Annotated in this window: 15 protein-coding genes; 9 read left to right on the top strand and 6 right to left on the bottom strand. The window is 49.0% G+C overall.

From position 1 onward, the window contains the following. The first annotated feature begins 61 nt into the window (after positions 1-61). A complete protein-coding gene (locus ACYVJM_RS27395) occupies positions 62-1,720 on the top strand; it encodes a M1 family metallopeptidase (RefSeq protein WP_461151411.1) in 1,659 nt (552 codons plus the stop codon). 129 nt (positions 1,721-1,849) lie between these two features. On the opposite strand, the gene ACYVJM_RS27390 is transcribed toward ACYVJM_RS27395, so the two are convergent. The 3 genes from ACYVJM_RS27390 to ACYVJM_RS27380 form a co-directional block, all read right to left on the bottom strand. Then, positions 1,850-3,250: a S8 family peptidase gene (locus ACYVJM_RS27390; RefSeq protein WP_461151410.1), complete on the bottom strand. Its 1,401-nt coding sequence runs from the start codon at positions 3,248-3,250 to the stop codon at positions 1,850-1,852. 138 nt (positions 3,251-3,388) lie between these two features. After that, complete coding sequence (locus ACYVJM_RS27385; protein ID WP_461151409.1) at positions 3,389-4,336, bottom strand: carbohydrate kinase family protein; 948 nt, start codon at positions 4,334-4,336, stop codon at positions 3,389-3,391. Between the two features lie 121 nt (positions 4,337-4,457). After that, complete coding sequence (locus ACYVJM_RS27380; RefSeq protein WP_461151408.1) at positions 4,458-5,987, bottom strand: MFS transporter; 1,530 nt, start codon at positions 5,985-5,987, stop codon at positions 4,458-4,460. Between the two features lie 122 nt (positions 5,988-6,109). Between ACYVJM_RS27380 and ACYVJM_RS27375 the strand changes: the two genes are divergently transcribed. The 4 genes from ACYVJM_RS27375 (at position 6,110) to ACYVJM_RS27360 (ending at position 13,363) form a co-directional block, all read left to right on the top strand. Beyond that, positions 6,110-7,546 (top strand): BamA/TamA family outer membrane protein, encoded by a 1,437-nt coding sequence (locus ACYVJM_RS27375; protein WP_461151407.1) that lies wholly within the window; start codon positions 6,110-6,112, stop codon positions 7,544-7,546. A 236-nt stretch (positions 7,547-7,782) separates the two neighbouring features. Next, positions 7,783-9,738 carry an SPFH domain-containing protein gene (locus ACYVJM_RS27370; protein WP_461151406.1) on the top strand — a complete coding sequence of 652 codons (1,956 nt, stop codon included), beginning with the start codon at positions 7,783-7,785 and terminating at the stop codon, positions 9,736-9,738. 123 nt (positions 9,739-9,861) lie between these two features. Continuing rightward, a complete protein-coding gene (locus tag ACYVJM_RS27365; RefSeq protein WP_461151405.1) occupies positions 9,862-11,616 on the top strand; it encodes an ABC transporter ATP-binding protein in 1,755 nt (584 codons plus the stop codon). Further along, entirely contained in the window at positions 11,600-13,363 is a 1,764-nt protein-coding gene (locus ACYVJM_RS27360) for an ABC transporter ATP-binding protein (protein WP_461151404.1), read from the top strand. Before ACYVJM_RS27365 ends, ACYVJM_RS27360 begins: the two co-directional genes overlap by 17 nt. Here ACYVJM_RS27360 and ACYVJM_RS27355 read toward each other — a convergent pair whose 3' ends face one another. Beyond that, complete coding sequence (locus ACYVJM_RS27355) at positions 13,364-14,296, bottom strand: sterol desaturase family protein (RefSeq protein ID WP_461151403.1); 933 nt, start codon at positions 14,294-14,296, stop codon at positions 13,364-13,366. Between the two features lie 211 nt (positions 14,297-14,507). Here ACYVJM_RS27355 and ACYVJM_RS27350 point away from each other — a divergent pair, with 211 nt between their 5' ends. Further along, complete coding sequence (locus tag ACYVJM_RS27350; protein WP_461151402.1) at positions 14,508-15,092, top strand: hypothetical protein; 585 nt, start codon at positions 14,508-14,510, stop codon at positions 15,090-15,092. Between the two features lie 104 nt (positions 15,093-15,196). Here the strand turns inward: ACYVJM_RS27350 and ACYVJM_RS27345 are convergent, their stop codons facing one another. Both ACYVJM_RS27345 and ACYVJM_RS27340 read right to left on the bottom strand, forming a co-directional pair. Continuing rightward, complete coding sequence (locus ACYVJM_RS27345) at positions 15,197-16,267, bottom strand: branched-chain amino acid aminotransferase (RefSeq protein ID WP_461151401.1); 1,071 nt, start codon at positions 16,265-16,267, stop codon at positions 15,197-15,199. Between the two features lie 133 nt (positions 16,268-16,400). Beyond that, complete coding sequence (locus ACYVJM_RS27340; protein WP_461151400.1) at positions 16,401-16,958, bottom strand: cob(I)yrinic acid a,c-diamide adenosyltransferase; 558 nt, start codon at positions 16,956-16,958, stop codon at positions 16,401-16,403. A 187-nt stretch (positions 16,959-17,145) separates the two neighbouring features. Between ACYVJM_RS27340 and ACYVJM_RS27335 the strand changes: the two genes are divergently transcribed. From ACYVJM_RS27335 to tyrS, 3 genes are all read left to right on the top strand, one after another. Then, positions 17,146-17,655, top strand: a complete 510-nt coding sequence (locus ACYVJM_RS27335) for a hypothetical protein (protein WP_461151399.1) — start codon at positions 17,146-17,148, stop codon at positions 17,653-17,655. Further along, entirely contained in the window at positions 17,648-18,877 is a 1,230-nt protein-coding gene (locus ACYVJM_RS27330; protein ID WP_461151485.1) for an S-adenosylmethionine:tRNA ribosyltransferase-isomerase, read from the top strand. Before ACYVJM_RS27335 ends, ACYVJM_RS27330 begins: the two co-directional genes overlap by 8 nt. 123 nt (positions 18,878-19,000) lie before the next feature. Then, positions 19,001-20,302, top strand: a complete 1,302-nt coding sequence (tyrS, locus tag ACYVJM_RS27325) for a tyrosine--tRNA ligase (RefSeq protein ID WP_461151398.1) — start codon at positions 19,001-19,003, stop codon at positions 20,300-20,302. Positions 20,303-20,680 lie beyond the last annotated feature (378 nt).

The following is a 20,680-nucleotide window of genomic DNA, read 5'->3' as shown; positions in this document are numbered from 1 at the left end:
TGATCTGTCGGGTGATCTGGGTAATACCAACCGATCGCCCAACACCCGATACTGAACGACAATGCGAAAACATACCCTGAAACCAATCTTCGTTTTCCGCCTGACCGCCCTTATGCTGCTCCTTCCTCTTCTGGCATCGGCGCAGCGTTATGAGTTTACCCACGACGATACGCTTCGTGGCTCCATCACACCCGAACGGGCCTGGTGGGATCTGGCGTTCTATCACTTAACCGTCCGCGTGCAACCGACAGACAGCACTCTGACCGGCTCGACCCTAATTCGATACCGGGTGCTAAAACCGGGTCAGACCATGCAGGTCGACTTACAACGGCCGTTAAAAGTGCTGCGTGTTGAGCAGGATGGGCAGTCAATGGCCGTTCGGCAGGACGGTAATGCGTATTTCGTAACGCTGACAAAGCCGCAAAAAATCGGTCAGACAGAGTCAATAACGGTGTTTTACGGGGGTAAACCCCGGGTTGCCAAACGACCACCCTGGGATGGCGGGCTAGTCTGGTCGCGGGATAAGTCGGGAAACTGGTTCATTGCCACTGCCTGCCAGGGGCTGGGGGCCAGCGCGTGGTGGCCCTGTAAAGATCACATGTACGACGAGCCGGATTCAATGGCGATCAGCGTGACGGTTCCCGAAGATCTGACCGACGTTTCGAATGGTCGACTTCGACGGGTAACGACGAACAACGATCATACCCGCACATTTGACTGGTATGTGGTCAATCCAATCAATAATTACGGCGTCAATCTTAATATTGGTCGCTACGAACATTGGTCAGAAACGTACACCGGCGAAAAAGGTCCGCTTGCACTAAACTATTATGCCCTGCCCGAGCATGGTGATTCTGCCCGGACTCAATTTAAACAGGTGCCGAAAATGCTGAAGGCGTTTGAGTATTGGTTTGGACCGTATCCGTTTTACGAGGATGGCTATAAGCTGGTCGAGACGCCTTACCTGGGCATGGAGCACCAAAGCTCGGTGACGTACGGCAACCATTTTCGAAATGGCTATCTGGGCCGTGACCTTTCCCGAACGGGCTGGGGGCTGCTCTGGGATTTTATCATCGTCCATGAATCGGGTCACGAGTGGTTCGCCAACAACATTACGTATAAGGACGTGGCCGACATGTGGATTCACGAGAGTTTTACCAACTACTCGGAATGCCTCTTTACGGAATATTACTATGGCAAAGATGCGGGGGCGCAGTACGTGATCGGCTGCCGGGCCAACATCCGCAACGACCGCCCAATTATTGGGGTGTACAATGTGAATCATGAAGGGTCATCGGACATGTACTACAAAGGAGGCAATATGCTGCACACCATTCGGCAACTGGTAAATGATGATACAAAGTGGCGGCAAATTCTGCGTGGTTTGAACAAGACGTTTTACCATAAGACCGTTACGTCGGCCCAGATCGAACAGTACGTGAGCCAGCAGGCAGGGATCAACTTAAAGTCCGTATTTGACCAGTATCTGCGGACTGCTAAAATTCCGGTACTGGAATATCGGCCGGTTGCGGGTGGTTTTCAATACCGCTGGGCCAATTGTGTTTCCGGCTTTGCAATGCCCGTTAAGGTCTGTCTGGGCGAGTCGGGCCCTTACAGTAGCATCCAGCCAACAACTCAATGGAAAACGCTGCCCGCCAAAAATGAAACTACGTTAACCATTGATGCTAATTATTATGTGTTAAGCAAGCTGATGCCGTAGTTGGTATATTGGCAGCTATTGATCGTTTAATGCCGTCCTCATTGTAGCTACTACTGACAGGTGTATAAAAGAATAAGCGGAGGATGGACCTCCGCTTATTCTTTTATAGAAATATGCCTTGCCGCCGTCTTACAACGAAAGGGCTGCGTTGACATTCAATCGGCCACCTGTTACGGTTTTGCCGCTTAGGGATGAGGTTGGCACGGCGCTGTTTAAAATAGCCGCTTTAATTTGAGCGGCTGTTGAACCCGGCTTGACCGATGCATACAACGCAACAGCCCCGGTTACGTGCGGTGTGGCCATCGACGTGCCGCTGTACGATTCGTAGATGTTATACGCAGTAGATGACCAGATCGCCTGACCGGGAGCGCCCAGATCAACCGTTTTTGCGCCGTAATTTGAAAAAGACGATATAGCTCCCGTTGAGGTTATGGCTGCTACGGCTATAACGTTCGGTAAATCCATGTTCGACGGATAGCTGGCAACAACATCGTTGTTATCACCTACACCATCGCTTCCACCGTTGCCCGCAGCGGCCACAAACAATATGTTTTTGGTGTTTGCCCGGTTCACGGCATCATAAAGCGCCTGTGAGAATCCACCGCCACCCCAGGAGTTGTTGCTCGCCACAATATTTAATCCATGACGTGTTTTCAAATCATTCAGGTAGTCAACGGCTTTTACGGCGTTGGCCGTATTGCCACCTCTTTTTCCGAGAAACTTACAGGAAATAATGGTGATGTTCCAGTTCATACCAACTACGCCCTGACCATTATTGGCTTTAGCCCCAATCGTGCCCGAAACGTGCGTGCCATGGTCGTCTGAACTACCGCGGCTGGTACCGTCGTAGATGGTATTATTGTTGCCGTCAAAGTCCCAGCCATGAATATCATCAACGTAGCCATTTCCGTCGTTGTCCCGTCCATCGACAGGGTCGAATGGGTTTGTCCAGACCTGACCCGCTAAATCCGGGTGGTCGAACTGTATGCCTTCATCAATAACTCCTACGACAACAGAGGCTGATCCTGTTCTACCTGCCGCCCAGGCCGTAGACGCCTGGCTACCATATACATTTTTCGCATCCATACCCCAAAGCGAACCATTGGTAAAATAAGGATCAGTGGACACTGCCGCGTGGGTATAGATGAAGTTAGGCTCAGCGAAGGCAACACCGGGCGTACTATTTAAATCGGCGATGGCTTCCAGCACATTCTTGTTCACTTTTACCACCAGAAGTCCTTCTTTTTTACTGGCCCGCTCCATAGCCTTGGTCAGAATCTTTTCGGCGGGTATGCCTTTGACTTTGTCAAATGCTTTTTGTTTGACGTCCTCACTCGTACCCTCTTCGAACTGCAAAAGTAATTCACCGTCTACATAATCCTGTCCGGCACTTAAACGGGCATTGGCACTTGAAATTAGTTTATTTGTTGATGAATCAACGTCTACCGGCTGACAGCTAATGATCGACATTGAGGCTAAAATTGTAATAGCGGCTGCCTGAGCAACCCACACTCTATTATTTTTTTTCATATAAACTATTAGTTGGAGTTATAAATAAAAGTAATCAATTAACTTATATGATACAAATGCCTAAAATTTTTACTATTAAACGATAAACGGGTGAGATCCTTAAAGAATCTCACCCGTTTAGTTGACTGTGTGTAAACTTTACTCAAATTGATCGTATAGCAACTTTCTATCAACTTTATCCGGCAATGGCCCCTGTCGGGTAAGTTTCATTTTGGCTAAGGCTGCTCCGGCATGGGCGCAGTTGCCGGGGGCATAGCCATCCAGATAAGCTGTCAGAAAGCCTGCCCAATATGCATCACCAGCACCGGTAACATCGACAACATCGATCTTTTTGCCCGGTATCCGTGATTGTTTGGCTCCACCATCGTACGAAACCAGGCTCCCGTTGGGGCCCAGGGTCAGACAAATGAGTATGGCCCCCATTTTATGAAAATCAGTCAATATCCGATCTGGCGCTTGTGGGCCTCCATAAAGTCGCTCGGCGTCGTCTTCGCTGATTTTTACCAATGCACCCGCTGAACAGTACTCACTAATCACGCGCCAGGCTTGGTCACGATCGGGCCATATGCTGGGCGCATAATTTGTATCGATTGTTACCTGACAACCGGCGGCTTTCGCCCGTTTGGCGGCATCAACAATGGCGTCCTGTGCCGGTTGCTGGCTCAAAGCGAAGCAGGTCGTATGAAACAACTGAGCTTGTACCAGCAACGAATCGGGTAGCTGTTCGGGATGAATGCGGCAGTCGGCATGACGGTAGGCTACGAAATCGGGTGTGCCGGCCGTTCGGGAAACCAGTACGATGCTGGTGGGTGCCAGTGGGTCGTAGCTGATAAACTGGGTATCTACCCCCGATTCTTCGATCTGGCGGGTCAGGTAGCGCCCGATGTTGTCGTTACCAACGCAGGAAACCAGGGCTGTAGGATTACCCAGCCGGGCCATGTTGGTGGCCATGTTGGCCGGGCTTCCGCCCTGATAACGGCGAAAATCCTGCGCGTCCAGTAAACTGTTCGAAACATGGTGGCCAATCAGATCAGCCAGAAGTTCGCCGACCGAAAGAAGGGCGTAGGGGCGGGGTGAGGTTGTCATGTAAATGAATTACGACCGCGCGGGCGGCTTCGTTACGATGTACGAATTACGGTTTTTCCCGGCGTGGAAAAAAATCGTACTAGAGCCGCCTACGGGTCGTAGAAAATATATTCCGTTTATTTTAACCTAGTTCAACTGGTACGGTTGCTTCGTCGGTCGTTTTGATCTCTTTCACCAGGAAGCAGGAAGCGGCTGCCAGCAACAGACAGATACCGGCCAATACCAGTGCGTTGCGCGGATCGTCGCCCAAAATGGGTTTGTAATAGAGAGGCACAGTGAGCATGCCGATGAACTGTGGTACACAAATAAAGCCATTGAAAATACCCATATAAACGCCCATGCGTTCTTTTGGAACCGCGCTGGCCAGTAGCAGATAGGGCATCGACATAATTGACCCCCAGGCAAACCCAATAATTGTCATGCCAACAAGGTAAATCAGCTTATCGGTAGAGGTAAGCGTCAGAAAGAAGCCCATCGCTCCAATGGTAAGGAACAGGGCATGGGTAGCCCGTGCACTGCCGATGGCTTTGGCAATGCGGGGAATAAAGAACGAAATAAAGGCACAGGAAATGCTGAACATAGCAAAGCAAAGCCCTCCCCATTTTGTGCCTTCTTCAAATCCAATTTTATTAGACACTGCATCCGGAGCATTGAAAGCGTATCGGGCTACGGCCAGCGATAGGTACTGCCACATGAGCGGCAGTCCATACCAGGTGAAAAATTTAACCCACCACAGTTGTTTCATAACCGTTGGCATGGCCGAGAGCGAAGCCAGCACTTCTTTGAAAATAGGTAGCATCAGAAACAGATAGCTACCCACAAATACACCCAGGCCCCACAGTGAGCCGGTCGCTAAACCGCCAATTCGTGCTGCAAAAAAGAAAGCCAGGATAGCCCCTCCCAAGGCTAACGCCAGGTGCCAGAACGAAATCGACTTTTTTTCGACATCGGTAAAAACGTGTGGTTCTTTGTACTTGTCGTTGACGGGGGGGTATTCTTTCGTTGTCCGGATTGTCCAGAACACCGAGATTAGAATTGCCGCTGCCCCAATGTAAAACGGATAACGCACGGAGTTGGGAATACCATTCACCAGTTGATCTTCCGACATAACCATCGATATACCCAGCAGGGGCAGCAGATAGGGCATCAGATTCGCCAGGGTCTGCCCAAACCCAACCATAAAGGATTGTATGGCAAAACCGGTAGGTCGCTGCTTGTCATTGAGCATGTCGCCAACAAACGCCCGGAACGGCTCCATGGCCGAATTCAATCCCGCATCGAGCATCCACATCAGTCCGGCAGCCATCCAGATGTAGGACGAATTAGGCATCAGCATCATGGCAATACTACCCGCCAATGCGCCCGCCAGGATAAAGGGTTTCCGGCGACCCCAACGTGGCGACCAGCTCTTGTCCGAGATGGCACCTACTATAGGCTGGAGCAATAGACCGGTTAATGGTCCAGCCAGCCAAAGACCCGGAATGGAGGCTTCGTCGGCTCCCAGATAGCGGTATATTGGGCTCATATTAGCTTGTTGCAAACCGAACCCATATTGAATGCCCAGAAATCCGAAACTCATATTCCAGATTTGCCAGAAGCTCAAACTGGGCTTACCTGTTGCTTTCGGCTTTTGAATATTTCCTGTTTGCATTGATTGCGTTATATTTATAGAATGGTTGTTGATCTCAGAGAATAGCCAACAATAATACGTACTGATTTGCAGCATACGGAGATTTACTTGTCTTATTTTTTTGAAAAGCCGTACTTTTGAGAATGATTCCGAAAAAGTGGCTGCTTCGTATTTTACTGCTCACGGCTTTTCTGATACCCTCTTTTGCTGTGGTAGCCAACGCGGCTGTTGATTCGACGCAGAAAGCTATTGTACGGGCCGTTTACTTAAAAGGGAACTACCGCACCCGCGACCGAATCATTCTCCGGGAAATGACGCTTCACATGGGGGATTCCGTTCGGCTGGCCGATTTGCCCGGCCGTATTGCCTGGGATCAGCGCAATATCAATAACACGACCTTATTCGTAACCGTCGACGTAACCAGCGAATTTACCCCAGCCGTGGACTCGACTCAACTGGCCCAACTGGACATAACGGTAACCATGAAAGAGCGGTGGTATTTCATCGCTTATCCGGTCTTCGACCTGGCCGACCGCAATTTCAACGAGTGGTGGTACGACCGGGGGCACGACTTCCGACGGGTTATTTACGGCGGACACCTGAGTTATCGCAACGTAACGGGCAATAACGACAAGCTTCAGGTTGTTATCGAGAGGGGTTTTTTGCAGCGAACTATTCTGTCGTATTCCAAACCGTATATCGACCGGGCACAGAAAATAGGTTTACGAGCCGACGTTGGGTATATAACAAACAAAGAAATCCCATACCGTACCCAGTTCGATAAATGGGTTTACGTTAAGTCGGAAGATGTACTTCGGGAACGGGTGTATGCAGCATTAACTCTGACGCACCGGCGTGGACTTTATCATTACCATACCCTCGATACACGGTATGTCCGCAACACCATCGCCGATACGATTGCCCGGTTAAACCCCGACTATTTCCTGGATGGACAAACCCGGCTTCAGTTTCTGGCCATAAATTACATTTACCGATATGACCGGCGCGATAATGTGGTTTATCCCTTGCAGGGTACTCTATTTTCGGCAGGTATTGGCGTATCGGGTATTTTGCCTAGTGACAACTTTCATTTTCTTGATCTGAATACATCGGCTACGCGGTACTGGCCACTGGGCAAACGATTCTACCTGGCCGGTAGTGTACGGCTGCGAAGCACCTGGCCTGCCCGCCAGCCTTACTTTACGCTGCGTGGTTTGGGTAGCGGTAACGACATGGTGCGGGGTTATGAACTCAACGTAGTCGATGGACAACGGACGTTCATCTGGCGCAATAGTTTGCGGTATCAGCTTTTCAATGTCCGCAAGCAGCTCAACTGGCTTCACGTACGGCAATTCAACACGGTACCTGTAGCCGCTTATATCACGGCTTTTGGCGATGCCGGTTATGTGCATAGTACAGTAGCTGAACAATACCAGAGCCGACTGGCTAACAAACTCTTAATGGGTACTGGTATGAGCCTCGATATCGTTTCCTTCTACAACTTGGTCATGCGCTTCAGTGGCACTATAAATGCGCAGGGTAAGGCCGGTTTCTTCTTCAATCTGGCGCAGGAGCTATAAGGTATTTGTCAACGTATCAGCGCCTTCCCACTCATCAATTCCCTTGCACAATTCAGTCATTTAGTAACCGGTTATCCAATTTTCGATACGTACCCATTCAGAGAATTCTACATTTGACCCGTCAATCTGACAAACATATCCCTCACTCCGATGTAGGCGCTCCGTCTTCATTTTCCGACTCATAGTCGGACTGTTTCTTTAACTCATTTCTTAACCAATAAAACCCCGTTTCATTCATGGAGTTTTTATCCTTTATGTCTACCTGGTCCTGGTTGATCGGGTTACTGTTCGCGGTTGTACTGTACAAATTAGTGCTCCGCTTCCTGTTTGGCATGGTCATCGTGCCCGAAGACCGTATTGGTCTGGTAACCAAAAAATATGTACTTGTTGGTGCCGACCGTGGCTTGCCCGATGGGCGCATCATTGCTACAAAAGGTGAGGCCGGTTACCAGGCGCAAACCCTGGCACCGGGCTTATACTGGTGGCTTTGGCCCTGGCAGTATGGCATTACTATGCAGCCGTTCACGGTTATTCCTGAAGGTAAAATAGGGCTCGTTCTCTCCAACGATGGTGCCGAACTGCCAACGGGTAACATCCTTGCCCGGCGTGTTGAATCCGATAACTTTCAGGATACCGAGCGGTTTCTGAACAGTGGCGGGCAAAAAGGTCGGCAGACATCGGTATTGACGCCGGGTACATATCGGATAAACCCCTATGCGTTTACGATTACCGTTGCCGATATGACCGTTATTCGGGAAAATATGGTGGGCATTATTACCACGCTGGACGGTGCTCCCCTTCAACCCGGCCAGATTGCCGGTAAGAATGTGGAAGGGCATAACAACTTCCAGAATGTCGATTATTTTTTGCAGAACGGAGGTAACCGGGGTCTGCAGCCGCAGGTGGTGCTGGCGGGTTCGTATTACATCAATCCCTGGGCGGTCCAGATTGAAGAGATTCCTATGACCGAAGTCCCAATTGGCCACGTTGGTGTCGTGATTTCGTACATTGGCGAGGATGGCGAAGACGTTACCGGTGCATCCTTCAAACACGGCAATATCGTGCAGAAAGGGTTTCGGGGCGTCTGGATGGAGCCTATCGGGCCGGGTAAGTACCCCATCAATACCTTTACCATGAAAGTAGAGGTGGTGCCAACAACAAACCTGGTGCTGAACTGGGCCAACGCCCGTACCGAAGCCCACGCACTGGACCGGAACCTCTCGACCATTACGGTAAGGTCAAAAGACGGCTTCCCGTTCAATCTCGATGTGGCGCAGATCATTCATATTCCATCCGTAGAAGCCCCTAAAGTGATTGCTCGCTTTGGCAGCATGACCAACCTGGTGTCGCAGGTGCTGGAACCGACGATCGGTAACTATTTCCGAAACTCGGCTCAGGATTCAGACGTCATCGCCTTCCTCAGTACCCGAAAAGAACGGCAGGAAGCGGCTCGCGAACATATTCGTGCGGTGCTCGAAGTATATAACGTTAATGCCGTCGATACCCTCATCGGCGACATTGTGCCGCCCGATAGTCTGATGAAAACCCTTACCGACCGGAAAATTGCGCAGGAGGAAGAAAAGACCTACGAAACGCAACGGATGGCGCAGGAAAAACGGCAGGGTATGGAACGTGAAACGGCCCTGGCCGATATTCAGCGCGAAGTGGTGAAGGCGCAGCAAAGTGTTGAAATTGCCCAGCGAACGGCCGATGCCGCCGTGAAAAAATCGGAAGGGGAGGCCCGTAGTCTTAAATTACAGGTTGGCGCCGAGTCCGAAGCCACCAAAGTTCGGGCGGAGGCCAATGCCGAAGCTCGTCGTCGGCAGGCAGCCGCCGATGCGGAAGCTACTAAACTGACAGCCGATGCCGAAGCAGAGCGGATAGCTAAGACCGGTACCGCCGAAGCCGAGAAAATTCTGGCCATTGGTCGCTCCACGGCCGAAGCTTACGAGCTACAGGTGAAAGCCATGGGCGACGAGAACTTTACACGCTTCAAAATCACCGAAGAGATCGGGAAAGGACATATTCGCGTTATCCCCGACATTGTGATTAATGGCGGCAATGGCAACGGTACCGAAGGGTCACTTAATGGTCTGATGGGCTTGAAACTGCTTGAACAGATTGAAGAACGCAAAACGGGCAAACCGACGAAAATTGTCGATATAACGAAGCCAACCGCAGAAAAAGAGTAATTGCCGTTTTGTGTAAAGCGTAGTTGTAGCGTGTGGTATGTGGCTTTTCAGCCATGGTACTACACGCTACAATAGCAATTATCTATCTTTGTTCATCAAAGAACCTCACCATCAGAACTTCATATGGATAACGCTGCGTCGAAGAAAGGGCCGTCTAAAAAGCCGTCGTCTCCGTTAATGACTCTGCTCAAGCCCTATTCCCGGCTAATTATCCTGCTGATTCTGCTCGCATTGGTCAGTAATGGAGTCAACCTGGTGCTGCCGATGCTGATTGCGCACGGTATTGACGACTATGCCGCCGGGCGGTTTGCCCTACGCACGATGCTCATCGAGTTTCTGGGAGCCTCGGTACTTATTCTTGTGTTCACGTATCTCCAGAGTATTGTTCAGACGTACGCTTCAGAACGGGTTGCGCGGGATTTGAGAACGAAGCTGGCGGACAAAATTTCACGGCAAAGTTTCAGCTACATTCAGCAAACCAATCCGTCGCGGTTATTGACGAACCTGACGTCGGATGTTGATTCGGTCAAGCTGTTTGTTTCGCAGGCCATTGTGTCCATTGCCTCGTCTCTGTGTATCATTGTCGGCGCGAGTATTTTACTGATTAGTATCAACTGGCAACTGGCACTGGCGGTATTGACCATTGTACCGATCATTGGTGTTACCTTTTATCTGGTTCTGAAAAAAGTCCGGGTGTTATTCAAGCGAAGCCGGGAGGTGATTGACTGGCTCAATCGGGTCATTAATGAAAGTATTCTTGGGTCGGCGATTATCCGGGTGCTGAACTCCCAGCAGCTTGAATATGATAAATTTCTGGCGGCAAATACCGAAGCGAAAGACCTTGGATTATCCATTTTACGACTGTTCGCAGCTCTGATTCCGGTTATCAGCTTCACGGCAAATATAGCGGCACTGACAATTCTGGTTCTTGGTGGGCACTTCGTAATAACGGGCAGTATGTCGCTGGGCGATTTTGCCGCCTTCAACAGCTACCTCGCGTTACTGATTTTCCCGATTGTCGTAATCGGTTTCATGAGTAATGTCATTGCACAGGCTTCTGCTTCGTATGAGCGCGTTAATCAAGTACTACAGGCCGCAGAAACCACCCAAACCGGAACACTGACTGCCCCACTGAAGGGCGATATTGATCTGGAAAATGTGTCGGTCTATTACGGTGAAAAACCGGCGTTGAAAAACGTGTCGTTCTCGGTAAAAGCCGGAAGCCGGACGGCTATCGTCGGCCCGACGGCGGCCGGAAAAAGTCAACTGCTGTATCTGCTCACCGGGCTGCTCAATCCGGGTTCAGGCCGCGTGTTGTATGACGGCAAGCCCATCGCCGACTACGATGAAGACTCCTTTCATCAGCAGGTTGGGTTCGTTTTTCAGGACAGTATCATCTTCAATCTGAGTCTCCGCGAAAACATTGCGTTCAGCGACACCGCAACCGACGAGTCGCTGGCAAAGGCGATTACTACGGCGGAGTTGCCGGAGTTCATTGATACTCTACCCCAAAAGCTTCAGACCGTTGTTTCCGAACGGGGAAACAGCCTGTCGGGTGGGCAGAAGCAGCGGATCATGCTGGCGCGGGCGTTGGCACTTAACCCCCGAGTACTGTTACTGGACGATTTTACAGCTCGCGTGGACACGAATACGGAGCAAAAAATCCTGACCAATGTTCAGCAGAATTATCCTGGCCTGACGTTGTTGTCCGTAACACAGAAAATCGCTCCTGTCGAGGATTACGAGCAGATAGTCTTGCTGATGGAAGGCGAGGTTGTTGCCAAAGGTACCCATTCCGAACTTCTGCTGAGCAGCCCCGAGTACGCTCAGATTTACCAATCCCAACGCAGCACCAGCCAGTATGAAGTACGATCTTAATCAGGCTATCGGGCCAAAAAAAGAAAAAAACGCTACCTACAAAGCCCTTCGGAAGTTGCTGGCACTGATCAGCGACGAACAGCAACGGCTGATTCTGGCATTGGTAGCTATTCTGGTAAACTCAAGCCTGACGCTGGTAAGCCCCGTCCTGATTGGGCATACAATCGATACCTACGTTCAAAAAAAAGATTATGAGGGTATCCTGATGAACGCGGGTATTCTGATGGGTATCTACATTATTGCCTTTGTGACGAATTACGTGCAAACCCGCCTGATGGGGGGCATTGGGCAGCGTACATTGTTCAAACTCCGGAACGCGGTGTTCAATAAACTGCAGGAACTGCCTGTGGCTTTCTTCACTCAGAATAAAGCCGGCGACCTAATTTCCCGGATCAATAATGACACCGATAAGCTGAATCAGTTCTTTTCGCAGTCGCTGATGCAGTTTGTGGGGAGCATTTTTATCATGACCGGCGCTAGTCTGTTTTTATTGTTCATCAAATTGCCACTCGGAGCCGCAGCACTGTCACCTGCCATTTTAATGTGGATTTTCACGCAGGCAACGTCGGCCTGGGTAAAACAGAAGAATGCCGCTAACCTCAAGAGTGTGGGGAATCTGAGTGCCGAAATTCAGGAAAATCTGAACAACTTCAAGGTTATCATTGCGTTCAATCGGCGCGATTATTTTCGGAGACGGTTCGATGAAGCCAATCAGCAAAGTTACCAGACAGCCGTTGGGGCGGGGTTGGCCAATAACGTGTTTACGCCCGTGATTGGTATGGCAGCTAACTTGGGTCAGCTTGTTGTGCTGACCTTTGGCATCTATTTGATCTCCACAGGCAATTTTACGGTCGGTTTGCTGATCAGCTTTTTCTCTTACGTCAACAATTTTTACAACCCGCTCCGGCAGCTGGCAGCTTTGTGGGCCAACTTTCAGGTGGCTCTGGCCGCCTGGGATCGTATTTCGCATCTTTTGTCCATGCAAACGGATCTGGTACCGGTAGGAAATCAACAACCAGTACAAGCACCAGCCCTGCTTTCCTTTCAGCACGTTACGTTTAGTTATCCCGATGGGAAAGAGGTATTGCACGACATCAGTTTCGAGTTGGCTCGGGGCAAGACCTATGCACTCGTTGGACCAACCGGGGGTGGTAAAACGACCACTGCATCGCTTATGGCCCGTTTATACGACCCAACAAGCGGAACTATTCTGCTCGAAGGAAACGATATTCGCTCGTACACGACCGCGGAGCGCACCCGTAAGATTGGCTTCATTTTACAGGAACCCTTCCTGTTTACGGGCACAGTGCGCGAAAATATTCTTTACGGAAACGAATCGTATCAGCATTATTCCAACGAACAACTTGTGGAGGTAATTCGAAATGCCAATCTGGATGATTTAGTCGAGCGATTTGACAAAGGGCTGGATACAACCGTGCAGAACGGCGGGGATGCCATCAGCCTCGGCCAGAAGCAGCTTATCGCCTTTATGCGCGCTGTTTTGCGTAACCCGGACCTCCTCATTCTGGACGAAGCCACCGCCAACATTGACACTGTTACGGAGCAATTGCTGGACGAAATACTTCAAAAACTTCCCGAAAGGACAACTCGAATTATAATCGCTCACCGGCTGAACACCATTGAGAGCGCAGACGAAATATTCTTCATCAACTCGGGACAGGTTACGCAGGCCGGTTCACTTAACGATGCGGTCGATATGCTGCTGCATGGCAAACGGGTTAGCTAATCAGGCCGTCACAGACGCTGCTTTCTGTTGCTGGCGTTCCATTTCTTTTTTCTCTTCCGCAATTTTGACCGGGCTACCAAAAACGTAAAAGAACTTTTTACGGAATCCCTTTGCCCTTTTTACATCGCTGACCATGTCGGTAATCTCATGAAAATTGATAAAGAACGGATTCGCCTTATTAGTGATATTCGTTGTAACGCCGTAAATCACCGGCTCTTCTTCTGGCTGGAAAGTGCCAAATATCCGGTCCCAGAAAATAAATGTCGCGCCAAAGTTCTTGTCGATATATTTTTCCTGTGAGCCGTGATGTACGCGGTGGTTAGATGGCGTGGCAAAGATGTACTCAACCCAGGCGGGCATCCGCCGGATGTATTCTGTATGCACCCAAAACTGGAAAAGTACGGCGATTTGGTTGGTTACGAAGAAAATGATCGGGTGAAAACCCATGAAAGCAACAGGTAGAAAAAAAATGATCTTTAAATGTTGAATCCAGCTTAGCCGGTAGGAAACCGTCAAATTGTAATGCTCGCCGGAGTGATGGACGATGTGAGTGGCCCACCAGAATCGTTGTTCGTGCGATACGCGGTGTGCCCAGTAACTGAAGAAATCATAGATAATGTAGCAGGGAATAAGCGTCCACCACTGCAACTCCATACGCCAGGGAATAAGGTTGTAAATCCAGATGCACATATAGAGCAAGCCAAGTTTCAGCGCGGCCGTAACGACAAGGTTACCCAGCCCGACCAGGATCGAACCAATTGTTTCTTTCTTCTCGTAGAATTCTTTCTCCTGATAGTAGGTGACGGCCATCTCAATAACTGTGAAGAACAGCATAACCGGAACAGCCCATAAAATGATGTTGGGAATGTTTTTCTCGATATTGTGTATACTGTCGAACGGGATTTTCTCGGCACCAAATAAAGAAATAGGCATAATCGTAGCTCTTCGCGAACGCGTGTTATACTTACAAAACTACATTTTATAATTTGGGTTCATCTACAGGACTTATTGAGTAGATAAGTCAAAAATCAACTGTCTAAAGTACCAAACTCAATAAAGTCCTTGCTGTCCAGAAATCTGGCCTGTGTATACAACAGGAGTAACCCATCTCAATGCTTATTTTTGTGCAACCAACCAGACGAATATGAATCGATATTTCCTTGGACTCGCTGTTTGCGTGTCAACGCTCGTGTTTACGGCTTGCAGTGACCGCAAAAAAAGCGACTCCACAGCAGTGGATTCCACGGCAGCAAGCTTATCATCTCCTGAGACAACTTCTACGATTGCTATAACCGGGCATCTGGCCGATCTGGGTTTAACGCCCGACAGTCATTGGCGGGGTGTCGACCTTGGCGATGAGTTCACTAAAGTAAACGCAACTGAGAAAGGGGAGCCGTTTGAGCGTGACGCCGAGCACGTTGGTTACACTATCGAATTCAAAAATCTCGAATCGGCGGATATACTTTATTATCAAACCAACTCGAAGGTATCGGCAATTGATGTCGACCTGTTTCTTAACAGCCGCCAGTCGGTTAGTGATTACCAGAAAGAATTAGGCACGTATTTTACGGCACGTTACGGTGCCTCGAAACCCGCTGAAGGTGGTACGCAATGGATAGGTCGGCAAGGAGAGAAGATTGTGTTGAAAGACGTGTCGAAAGGGAAAGATTTCGGCCTCAAAATCAAGATTGGGCCAGCTTCCGGCACGGCAACGGCATCCTTACAGTAAGTCGTTCTGCACAAAGTTTATCAAAAGTAAGAGCTCGTAGTATAGAAATACAAAAGCCCCAACTGCATGGTTGGGGCTTTTGTATTTCTATACTGGCAACTAGCCTACACGTGGTGCATCCAGCCGAAGGTGTCTTCTACTTTGCCGGTCCGCAGATCAGCTAGGTAGTTTTTTACTTTAACAGCAAATGACTCTTCAGGTGCAAATTCTGGCAGCATGTAATCTTTGCCATTATAACCGATGAGCGAATAGGGTGATGAACCCACCGCCGTGCCCGCACCGAAAGCCTCGGTTAAACGGCCATTCTCAATAGCAGCGATCACTTCGTCGATAGATACCAACCGCTCTTCTACCTCCATGCCCCAACTCCGGGCAATTTGAAGAATGGAATCACGGGTAACACCTTTCAGGATCGAATCGGAAGTTGCCGGGGTTATCAGCTTACCATCAATAACAAACATGATGTTCATCGTGCCCGATTCTTCGATGTATTTGTGTTCGCGGGCGTCGGTCCAGATCAACTGGTCATAACCTTGCTGCTGTGCCATCAGGGTTGGATACAGCGAGCCGCCGTAGTTACCGGCGCACTTGGCATAACCAACGCCACCGGGTGCCGAACGAATGTATTCGGTTTCAACCTTCAGCTTTGGCGGATTTGAATAATAGGCACCCACCGGGCAGGTGAAGATGCAAAAGCGGTACGTTTTCGAAGGAGCTACACCCAGATACGTATCCGTTGCAAACATATAAGGACGTACGTAAAGCGAACTTTCGGGGGTGTTGGGTACCCAATCCGCATCCACGCGCAGGAGCGCTTCCAGCCCACCAATGAACACTTCTTCAGGTAGCGTGGCCATGCACATACGCCGGGCCGATTCGTTGATACGCTCAAAGTTCGCGTAAGGGCGAAATAGAGAAACCTGACCTTCTTCATTCTTGAACGCTTTCATGCCTTCAAAAATAGACTGGCCATAATGTAGCGACGACAGAGCAGGGCTTAGTGTAAAGTTGTCGAACGGCACAATCATTTGATTCTGCCACTGACCATCTATAAAATCGGCCACAAACATGTGGTCAGAAAAGTGTTTGCCGAAAGGCAGATGGTTAAAATCTACCTCTTGAATACGAGAGCGTTCCGCTTTTCGCAATTCAATTTGTAATACGTCCGTCGTCATAACTGCTTATGGTTAATGAGTTAGCCTATTGTGAACTGGCTGAGGCAAAGCTAAAAAATTAGATTGAGTAAATTTAGTTGTCAAGACAAGTTTTTTTTGAGTTAATCGATACAAAACGTCAATCAGTTAAAAATCAGACCCTTGGCTTCCAGGTTACTTCTTCAGCAGTCAATTCCTGTGCCATTTTACGGCTCAACACAAAAAGGTAATCAGATAGACGGTTAACATACTGTAAAACGAGTTCGTCTACACTACCATTCGTCTCGTCATTGAGGGAAGTGATCAGCCGTTCGGCACGTCGGCAAACCGTCCGGGCGAGGTGGCAGAAGGAAACGGACTGATGCCCTCCGGGTAGCACAAAGGCCCGCAGCTCGGGTAGCTCCGCATCCATACTATCCATGCCCTGCTCCAGCAGCGTAACATCCCCGGGGGTGATTGCAGGCATCGGCCGCTTGAGGGTCTTTTCCGGGTCAGTGGCCAGTTCTGAGCCGATGGTAAACAGTCGATCCTGTATTTCTTTCAATAAATCCTTACGACCATTGTTTACAGGCTGATCACGAACCAGGCCTATCCAGGAGTTCAACTCGTCGACGGTTCCATAGGTATCAATTCGTAAATCGCTTTTCGATACTCTGCGCCCGCCAATTAGCGCCGTCTGGCCTTTATCACCTGTTTTTGTGTAAATCTTCATACGCTACCGAAACCATTATGCTTAACAAGTGGCTAAGCTAACGGATTTCCCCCGTTCGGGCCTTACCTTTGCGGCCTGATTTGAAAAAGTCAGACGTAAATTTCATAAAGTGGTTCTAACGATGACGTGGTATCCGAGAAGGGTAATCTGTCAGTCAATCGTTCCCCGTTTCACGTATAGTATTTAGATGAAAGCAGGTATCTTTTTTATTCGGGTATGGCGTATTCTCTCCATTGCCGGATTCTTGTTCGCTCTTTTCAGTAGTTATATCTCGTACCCCGATGCGGTAGCGGTTCGCTTCGACGAGCAGAATCAACCTATCCAGACCCTAGGGCGCGAAACAATTTTCTATCTGGCCATCGGCATTTTTATCATTAACAACACCCTGATAAATCTGGCTTCGCGGCTGATCGCCAAAGTGCCGACCGAAAAACTTCCGGTGCCTAATCACGATGTCTGGGCAGCCAACCGACCAAAACTGAATTTAATTTTCAAGAACTGGTTCAGTTTGCTCATGTCGGCTATTAACACGATCGTTGGTCTGGGTTTGTTGGTCCTTTCTTTCCTCAACCGGTCCGACCGTCCGATTCGGGCGGTCGAGTATGCCTGGTTGCTGCCTCTGAGTACGGCTATTCTGATTGCTGTACTGGCGTGGTTGCCCATCCGTTTGTTCATGAAACCCGGTGATGATGACTAATACGAATGAGTTGTTGTTGAGCGAGTTTCAATACAACTTACCCGATCATCGGATTGCCCGATTCCCGCTGCCCCAGCGCGATGCCTCGAAACTGCTTCTCTGTAAGGGGGGAGCCGTGAGCCATAACCGGTTTACGGATTTACCTGATCTATTGCCGTCGAATAGCTTTCTGGTATTTAATGATACAAAAGTCATTCCTGCACGGCTGCACTTCACCAAACCGACAGGGGCCGTTATTGAATTGTTCCTGCTGAATCCATTGCCAACAGAACCTGGTGGGGAGCCTGCGCCAATCTCGCTGGCTATGGAAGCAACCGGCACCGCAATTTGGCAGGGTATGATCGGTAACAGAAAGCGCTGGAGACGGAACGAATCATTGGAAACGAGGTTCTCTACGCCCGAAGGGGAAGTTACGCTTTCCGCTTCCTGGTATGAGTATGATCAGTCAGCTGTTAGGCTAAGCTGGCAACCCGCCGAATTGACGTTTGCGCAGCTTATTCAGTATACAGGAGAAATCCCATTGCCCCCCTACCTCAAACGAGAAGCTACTTTCACCGACCGGGAAACGTACCAGACCGTCTATTCAAAACAGGAGGGAGCTGTAGCCGCGCCAACTGCTGGACTGCATTTCACACCGGCTGTATTCGAAGCCTTAGCGAATAAGCATATCGATCATGATTACCTGACGTTACACGTTGGGGCCGGAACGTTTCAGCCCATAAAAACGGATGATGTCAGGCAGCATCACATGCATACGGAGCAAGTTGTGTACACTCAGGCTAATTTGAGGAATCTGCTGAATCATCTGGATACAATAATAGCAGTAGGCACAACGTCTATGCGGGCGCTGGAGAGTCTATACTGGATAGGAGCGAAGCTGGTACAAAAAGAGCCTAATCCCTTTCAACTCGATCAGCATTATGCATACCAGCTCCCGGTTGATCAACAGCCAAGTGTAGCTGTTGCGCTTGACGCTGTTTTAACCTATCTGGTAACCGCTAACAAAGAGTCGGTTGTAGCGCATACGGGCATTTACATAACGCCTGGTTATCGCATCAGGTTGTGTAAAGGGCTGGTAACTAATTTTCACCAGCCGGGATCAACCCTCATCTTACTGATTGCTACCCTTATTGGCGACAACTGGAAATACGTATATGAAGAGGCTCTCAATAACGACTATCGTTTTCTGAGTTATGGGGACTCGTCCCTTCTCATACCATAAACCATTATTTTTGCGAAATGCACAGTGTGAAAGCGCATAGCAGGCAGACATTTACATACCTGTTGCCGGTTCATCCCTTTGCACTTGTTCACAGATTCGCTCGTTCACTCTTTAGTATTACTTATGAATTTTATTGACGAACTCCGCTGGCGCGGCATGTTAAACGACATGACCCCCGGTACCGAGGAGCAACTACAGAAAGAAATGACAGCGGCTTACATTGGCTTCGACCCAACCGCTGCGTCACTCCATATTGGTAACCTGGCTACTGTTATGTTGCTCGTTCATTTACAACGAGCGGGTCACAAGCCTTTCGCTTTGGTTGGGGGGGCCACCGGTATGATTGGTGACCCGTCGGGTAAATCCGCCGAACGGGAGTTTCTTTCAGAAGAAACGCTACAGCGTAATCAGAACGGCATCCGCGAGCAACTGACCAAGTTCCTTGACTTCGATTGCGGGGCTAACTCAGCCGAGATGGTTAATAATTACGACTGGTTTAAGGAAATTTCCTTTCTGGGTTTTCTGCGGGAAGCTGGAAAACACATTACCGTCAACTATATGATGGCGAAGGATTCGGTCAAAAAGCGCCTTGAAACGGGTATCTCCTTCACCGAATTCTCGTACCAGTTGTTGCAGGGCTACGATTTTTACTGGCTTTACAAGCATAAAAACGTGCGCCTTCAAATGGGAGGTTCCGACCAGTGGGGCAACATAACTACCGGTACCGAATTCATTCGTAGAAAAGAAGGAGGAACCGAAAGTCAGGAGGGCGGGCATCAGGCCTTTGCTCTAACAACACCCCTGGTGACTAAATCGGACGGTACAAAGTTTGGGAAATCTGAAAGTGGCAATGTCTGGCTAGACTCTGCACTTACTTCACCCTACCAATTTTATCAGTTCTGGCTTAATACTACCGATGCCGACTGTCCCCGCCTAATTCGTGTTTTCACCCTGTTGACCCGTGAGGAGATTGAAGAACTGGAGCGGCAGCATAACGAAGCGCCACATCTGCGAATCCTTCAGAAGGCAATTGCAAAAGAAGTAACGACTCGAATACACTCAGAAGCTGGATATGAACTAGCTGTTAAAGCGTCTGAAGTACTTTTTGGCAAGGCCACCCTCGAAACTTTACGGTCCATACAAGTAGATGAATTTGACGTCATCTTTGAAGGTGTACCTCAAACTGAAATTTCTTCTGATGCATTAGCGAACAGTAAAGACATCACAGATCTATTATCTGTAGCTAGCCTGGGAGAAGTTTATGCGTCAAAGGGTGAGGCAAGACGGGCAATTACTCAAAATGCAGTCAGTATTAATAAAGTAAAAGTATCAGATCCTGCTGCGACTGTTGACTTAGAGTGGCTTCAAGACCGTTACATACTGGTCTCAAAGGGTAAAAAGAATCATTTGTTGAAAAAAGTATAAAGAATTTTCATTGGTTAAGTGGCTGATAATTGGGGCCTTACCAAATAATGTTTGGCAAGGCCCCAATTATTTTCAAACCAGGGCTTGACACCGGGCCAAAATCCACCTACCTTTGCACTCCCAAACATCGGGAATGAGTCGAAAACACAAGCGAAAGCCACTGGCAATCAACTCGTTACGTGCAACAGCCTGAAAATCAACCTAAAAATTTATTTTCAGATTTACTTGACAAACTAATTAACGTCTCGTATCTTTGCACTCCCAAACAATGAGGGAGATTGAAAAAAGAGAAATAAACCACTCACTATCAATCTGTTACCAGGAAAAAGTGAAAAAATTAAGTTAAAAAATAATTTCACTTTTACTTGACAATCGGGA

Source organism: Spirosoma pulveris (assembly GCF_054781875.1).
This window is presented reverse-complemented; position numbering and strand designations above follow the sequence as displayed.